Origin of the sequence: Marinitoga sp. 38H-ov (assembly GCF_011057715.1) — a bacterium.
In the GTDB taxonomy this organism is placed as follows: Bacteria; Thermotogota; Thermotogae; order Petrotogales; family Petrotogaceae; genus Marinitoga.
The window spans coordinates 1-6243 of the sequence record NZ_LNGH01000033.1 but is presented as its reverse complement, the minus strand read 5'-3'; the positions used below and the strand labels follow the sequence as shown (position 1 = coordinate 6243).

General features: G+C 26.3%; 7 protein-coding genes. All 7 read left to right on the top strand.

Going from position 1 to position 6243, the window contains the following annotated elements:
* The first annotated feature begins 303 nt into the window (after positions 1–303).
* Positions 304–1161 carry a hypothetical protein gene (locus AS160_RS08915; RefSeq protein WP_165147888.1) on the top strand — a complete coding sequence of 286 codons (858 nt, stop codon included), beginning with the start codon at positions 304–306 and terminating at the stop codon, positions 1159–1161.
* 11 nt (positions 1162–1172) lie between these two features.
* Positions 1173–1769, top strand: coding sequence for a hypothetical protein (locus tag AS160_RS08910; RefSeq protein WP_165147904.1), 597 nt, complete (start codon positions 1173–1175; stop codon positions 1767–1769).
* A gap of 100 nt (positions 1770–1869) precedes the next feature.
* On the top strand, positions 1870–2823 hold the full coding sequence (locus AS160_RS08905) for a flagella basal body P-ring formation protein FlgA (RefSeq protein ID WP_165147901.1): 954 nt from the start codon (positions 1870–1872) through the stop codon (positions 2821–2823).
* Between the two features lies 1 nt (position 2824).
* On the top strand, positions 2825–3436 hold the full coding sequence (locus tag AS160_RS08900) for a flagellar basal body L-ring protein FlgH (RefSeq protein WP_165147899.1): 612 nt from the start codon (positions 2825–2827) through the stop codon (positions 3434–3436).
* Positions 3437–3448: 12 nt separating this feature from the next.
* Positions 3449–4432, top strand: a complete 984-nt coding sequence (locus AS160_RS08895; RefSeq protein WP_165147896.1) for a flagellar basal body P-ring protein FlgI — start codon at positions 3449–3451, stop codon at positions 4430–4432.
* Positions 4432–4698 carry a rod-binding protein gene (locus AS160_RS08890; RefSeq protein WP_165147893.1) on the top strand — a complete coding sequence of 89 codons (267 nt, stop codon included), beginning with the start codon at positions 4432–4434 and terminating at the stop codon, positions 4696–4698. Before AS160_RS08895 ends, AS160_RS08890 begins: the two co-directional genes overlap by 1 nt.
* A gap of 94 nt (positions 4699–4792) precedes the next feature.
* A complete protein-coding gene (locus AS160_RS08885; protein WP_165147890.1) occupies positions 4793–6085 on the top strand; it encodes a hypothetical protein in 1293 nt (430 codons plus the stop codon).
* Positions 6086–6243: the final 158 nt, after the last annotated feature.

Here is a 6243-nt window from a genome sequence, read left to right as displayed (position 1 = left end):
AATCAAGTTTATCTTTAGAAACATCGATACCAACAAACAACATAGAAACACAACCTTTCAGAATTAGATTCTAACTCTGGGTATATAAGAAAAGAGCCTCGTTATATGTAAGAGCTATAGCTCATTCTCCGGTAGCAATTCAACTTATATACCAAAGTTAGTCAGACTATTCAAGGCACTTAAGTGCAGGAGGTGACAGAATTACTTTAGTTATATAATAACTCAGAGTTAGAATTATTTTTTTAAAAATAAATATCAGATTTATTAATTATATGAAAACATTATACACGAGGAGGCGATAATATGAAAAAAATTATTATTATATCATTACTTATTATTAGTGTAATTGGCTTTTCAGTAAAGTCCGACATTGTTCCTCAACATGATGAGGGTTTCTTTGTTAATTTTGAAAGTATTGGATTTTCTTTTTCAAATATGGAAATTTCCACAGCTCCCTTACTAGATATTCTTGGTGTATACAACTTAGGGTTAAGATACTATCTATATGAAAATATGATTTTTTCATTAAATGGAGGTGTAATTGATCCCTTTGTATTACCTTCTTATTTTGGAGAACCAAGGCCAACTGACGGATACCTATACCTATATTATTTAAATACATATAATCATAATAATTTTAATTTTGGTAATTTTTCTTTAAAAACTCATATTCAACCATCAATATATGGACTTACAATGCAAGTTAATGAATCAGAAAATGATAAAATCAATCTCGGTTTAAATGCTGTTACTATTAGAGGTTTTTCACAATTGGGTTATTATTTAACTGATAATTTAGAATTATTTGGAGGAATTGAGGGTGGATATTTAATAACAATAAACGTAAATCCAGATCCTAATGATCCTGACTTTAATGCTTTTGTTGCTAGAGCCAGAGAAGAATCATTATATTCATTAGGACGCGGGGGTATTAGGTTTTATTCTGGAGATGTGTTTGGCGTAGAATTAGGGTACAGGATTACTATAATTGATGGTATATTAAAATTTTTACAAGGATATAATGCTACAGATTATATATATAATTCATTCAGTCTTACTTCTATTTATTCAAGCATATTAGATGAAGAAGATCCATTAAAAAATATAAATATTCCATTTATTACTACAGACTATTATCTATCTTTTACAGTTAAATTCTAAGGAGGGAAAATATGAAAAAATTTATCACTTTAATATTATTATCTTCAATATTTATACTAAATTCATGTTCAGCATTATTTCCATCAACAAAACCTTTAAAAGTTGGAGATGTTGTGATATCTCAAATAGATAAAGATGCTGTTATAGAAAAAACTGATAATTCATATGCTGATATTATTAAAAATTTAAAGAAAAAAGATATATTAATTGTTTTTGATGGTGTTTTTGTTGGTAATGACTCTTCTAAATTTGTTGGTTATACAAAAGCTAATTTAAATGCTAGGAAACAACTTGAAGAATATTTAAATTCAAGAAAAGAAATAATAACTACTAAAGTAAATAATTATATGGAAAAATTAAATAATAAAGATAGTATTATAATTGAAAAAATTATAAATTTAATTTCAAAGAATTCTTTAATTTCAGCAAAAGAAGTTGCTAAATATTATGTTGTAAAAGATAATAACATTGAATATCACTCTGTTATAGTATATGATCCACTTATGATAATAAACACAATAGAAAAATCTCCTATTTTAAATTATGTAGAAAAAGCCGGTGGTCAATCGAAAGAGTTAATTGATTTACTATATGAATCATTAAAATAATATATAAGTTGCCCTTTCAATTTGAAAGGGCATTTTTTTTAAGGATTTTATACGCCTATTATTGAAAAATATATTAGACTATATATCGTGTGGTGATTATATGAAAAAAGTATTTTTTGCATTAATTATATTATTAAATATATATATTTTTTCAAATATTACTATTCCAGCAACCATTAGCTCAAATGATAAGATTTTTTCATTAAAAGATTTAATACCAAATATTGAAAATGACAGAACTTTAGCATTTTTTTCAGAAAACACACTTACATATGAATCATCTAAATTAAAAAATATAATTCTTTCAATTACTGATGAAACTGATATTAGTTTCGAATCAACTTTAATAACTATTATGTATGAACCTAATAATGTAAATGGTGCTGATTCAGATAATTACGATGCTGAAAACAATTTAATAGAAAATAATTTAACAGAAAACATTTTAAAAGATTATTTTATCAATATGTTATACGATGAATCGCCAAATGCTACTATCAACGATTTTGAAATAAGTAAATACATGAAAGATACACAGATTTCAACAATTTTGAGTTTGGATTATAGAAGATCAATGAATAATATATTCGGAAATTTTTTAGTTTTAGATGAAACCAAATTAAAAAAATATATTTCTTTCAAAGCTAATGTTTCTAATTTCGATTATGTATATGTAGCAAAAGAAAATATTGACTTCAAAACTCCTTTAAATAACAATATTTTAGAAAAAAAGTTAATTGATATATATTCTTTAAATATGTCACCATTAAAAATAAACGATAATAATATTATGAAATACTATGCAAATAGAACTATTAGAAAGGGAGAAATAATATTTGAAAATTCCGTAAAAAAAATACCTGATGTTTCTGCTGGTCAAGTTATTCCTTTAGAAGTTTATTTTGATGGTGTTAAGGTCTTATCTTGGGTAAAAGTATTGAATGATGCTTTAATTGGAGAAACAATTATGGCAAGAAATGAAAAAACTGGAGTATTAATAAACGGAAAATTATTTCCTGGACCAAAATTAATAATTGATATAGGAGGGTATTAAAATGAAAAGGATTTCGATTTTTGTTATTGTATTATTAACTCTCACTATAGCATTTAGTGATTCGTTGTGGAAAAAAGCAAAAACCAATAATCTATTATCAAACCCAGAAAAAAACTATAATGTGGGAGATATAATTACAGTTGCCGTATCAGAAAATCCTTCATTAAGTCTTTCTGATAATAATCCAGATCCATTTTCTGGAGTTATGGGAACTGTTGGTTCTATATTTAATACTATAGGAAATATAGATTTAATGAAATTCTTACCTTTAGGCGCAAATAAACCTGAAGATGTTAAGGTGTCTAATAAAACAGTATCAGCAAAAAGCGATGCTAAAGTTAACTTATATGTTTCAGCAAAGGTTATTGATGTTTTAGATAATGGCATAGTAAAAATACATGGAGAAAAGGAATTTAAGGTAGATTCGCAGAAAAAAATAATGATAATAGAAGGTTATGCAGATGTATCATATATAAAAGATGGAATAATAGATTCAAAGAATTTGGCAGAAGCTAAAATTTGGTATCAAGGCGATACAGATTTACAAAAAGATCCTAACAATAAAACATGGTTAGCTTGGTTATTATCTGGAATTTCTAATTTATTCTTCTAAGGAGTGATTAAGTTGAAAAAGTTATTTATCATATTATTCTTAGTATTTTCATTATCATTATTTTCTGCAGTACGTTTAAAAGATATTGCATTTTTTAGAGGTGCAAGAGATAATCAATTATTTGGTATTGGAGTAGTTACTGGTCTAAATGGTACAGGAGATTCTGGAAATGTAACTTCAGAATTGTTAACTAATATGATGAAAAATTTAAATATTAACATACAAAATTCATTTACTACAAAAAATTCTGCTTTAGTATTTGTATTTGCTGATATTCCTGCGTATTATAAAGAAGGGATGAGATTAGATGTTACAATTACAGCTGCTGGAGATTCTAAAAGTTTAGAAGGTGGGTTCTTAATACAAACACCTTTATATGGGGCTGATGGACAAGTTTACGCTGTAGCACAAGGTAGTGTATTAACTGGTGGCGTTGAAGTAAGTTCTACCGCTAGTCTCCAAAAAAGAAATAAAGTTGTGGGATTTATTCCTAAAGGGGCTATAGTTGAAAATGAAATACCTACAAATATTGTTTCCGATGATACTGTAACAGTATTACTTAGAAATCCTGATATTACAACAGCAGCAAGAACCGCTTTATCAATAAATGCTCAATTTGGACAAAAATTAGCTAAAGCACAAGATCCTTCGTCAATAAAAGTAAAAATACCTGATATATTTTTAGATGATTTAATTTCATTTCTTGCTTTAATAGAAGAAGTTGAAATTGATCCAGATTCAAAAGCAAAAATTGTAGTTAATGAAAAAACTGGTACTATTGTATTTGGTGGAAAGGTTAAAATTGCAGATTTTACTATTAATTATGGAAATTTTGTTATTTCTGTTGATAATGGGAAAGTTGGAGATAGTGAAGCAACAATATACAATTTAGTAAATGCTTTAAAGGCAGCAGGCGCTACCCCTCAAGATGTTATTGCTATTATACAAAATTTATCTTCTGCAGGATATTTATATGCTGAAGTGGTGGTGATGTAATGATTTCCCCAATTACTGGATTAAATAATTATAATTATCAAAATGCAAAAAAAGAAGATGTTGCTGCTGAATTAGTTGCTTCAGTTTTTTCAAAAGTATTTAAAGATATGTATAATACTGAAATTTTTGAAAATGATTTAATACCTAAATCAAATACAGAAAAATGGTTTAGAGAAATGCTAATTGATCAATATACTATTTCAATAGCGAAAAATAATATGAAACCATTAGTAAATGATATAATAAAAGCTTATCAAAAACCATAATCTTCGCGAAAGCGAAGATTTTTTTATATTATTGTAACTCTATTTATCTAAAATATGATATAATAATTATAGAAAAATATTATGGAGGTGGGTTATGAAAAAGATTATAGTTTCATTTTTAATTTTAATTCTATCTATTGGAATTTTTGCTAATATTTATCAAGTTATTCCAAAAGATTCTAAGTTAATTATTGTTATGAACAACACTAAAGAAGTTTATTCACAATTAAAAACAGTTCCTACATTTCAAAAAGTTTTAGATGATCCTACATATGCTGAAACTTTAATTACAGGAATGATAGATGCATATATTCAATCATTAGAGCTTGAAAGCAGCGAAGTTTATGCTGGTCTAGAGAATAATTTTGGAATTTTTGTTATTGAACCTCAAGAAAATACATATGATTTTGGAATAATTTTAGGTCCTTTGAATAATGGAGAAAAATATATTGAAATTTTTAGAAAAGTTATTAATGCTTTAATGCCTGAAGATGCGGGATTGAATTTTTCATATATTGTTAAAAAAAGTGAACTGCAAGATTATTTAGTAATCACAACAAATAAAGAAGCATATGAAAATTCCGAATTAAACTTTGTTCCTCAAAAAAGATATAATGATACAGGGATCTACGAAGAAATTAATACATCAACAATGAATGGTTATGGATATTCATATGTTAAAGACGGATACTTATATAGCAAATTTAACCTTTTAACTGATGATGAAATCGTACCTACTAATAATACATTTGATGATGATAAAACATTTGGATTATATTATCTAAGAACAAATTATTTACCAAAAGATTTAACTGATGAACTAAGCAATTTAGGTTTAGATGTTCCAAAAGAATTATTAAATTCATTTGTTAATAATTTTGAATGGGCTACATTTACTGGAACTTTAGATTTAAAAACTGACGATCAAACTGGAGAAATTATAACTGATTTTGGAATAAAAATAACATTCAAATCAAATATTTTATTTAAAGATATAGAAAATTCAATTCCTGAAGATATAAAAATGGAAAAAATGGGAAATGAATATTTAAAATTAACTAGAAATGTAAATGATGAAATGGTTACTATGTATATATGGAAAAATAATGAAGAATATATAATTTCAAATTTAAATAAAAAAGATTTACAAAAATATGAAAATAATGCTGTAAATTTATCTAAAAACAAATTGTATATCGATTTAAAAGATAAATTACCAGAAGGAAATTTAGGTGTGTTTTTAATTGATTTAAAACCAGTAATTGCTTTCTTAAAAGATTATTTAGGTGTAGAATTAGAAGGAGAATTTGGAGGATTAGCAAATGTTGCTTCAACTAAAACTCCTGACGGAAAAAATACAATTGAATTTAACTTTGTTATGAAATAATACAAAATAATAGGGGCTTATAAGCCCCTTAATTTTTTATCTTATAAAACAAAACCCCCTGCTGTTAGACAGGGGGAAATAAAAAGAGGGGCGCTACCTACTCTCGCATGGATTGCCCATACTACCATCGGCCCAGATATGCTTAACGGTCGGGTTCG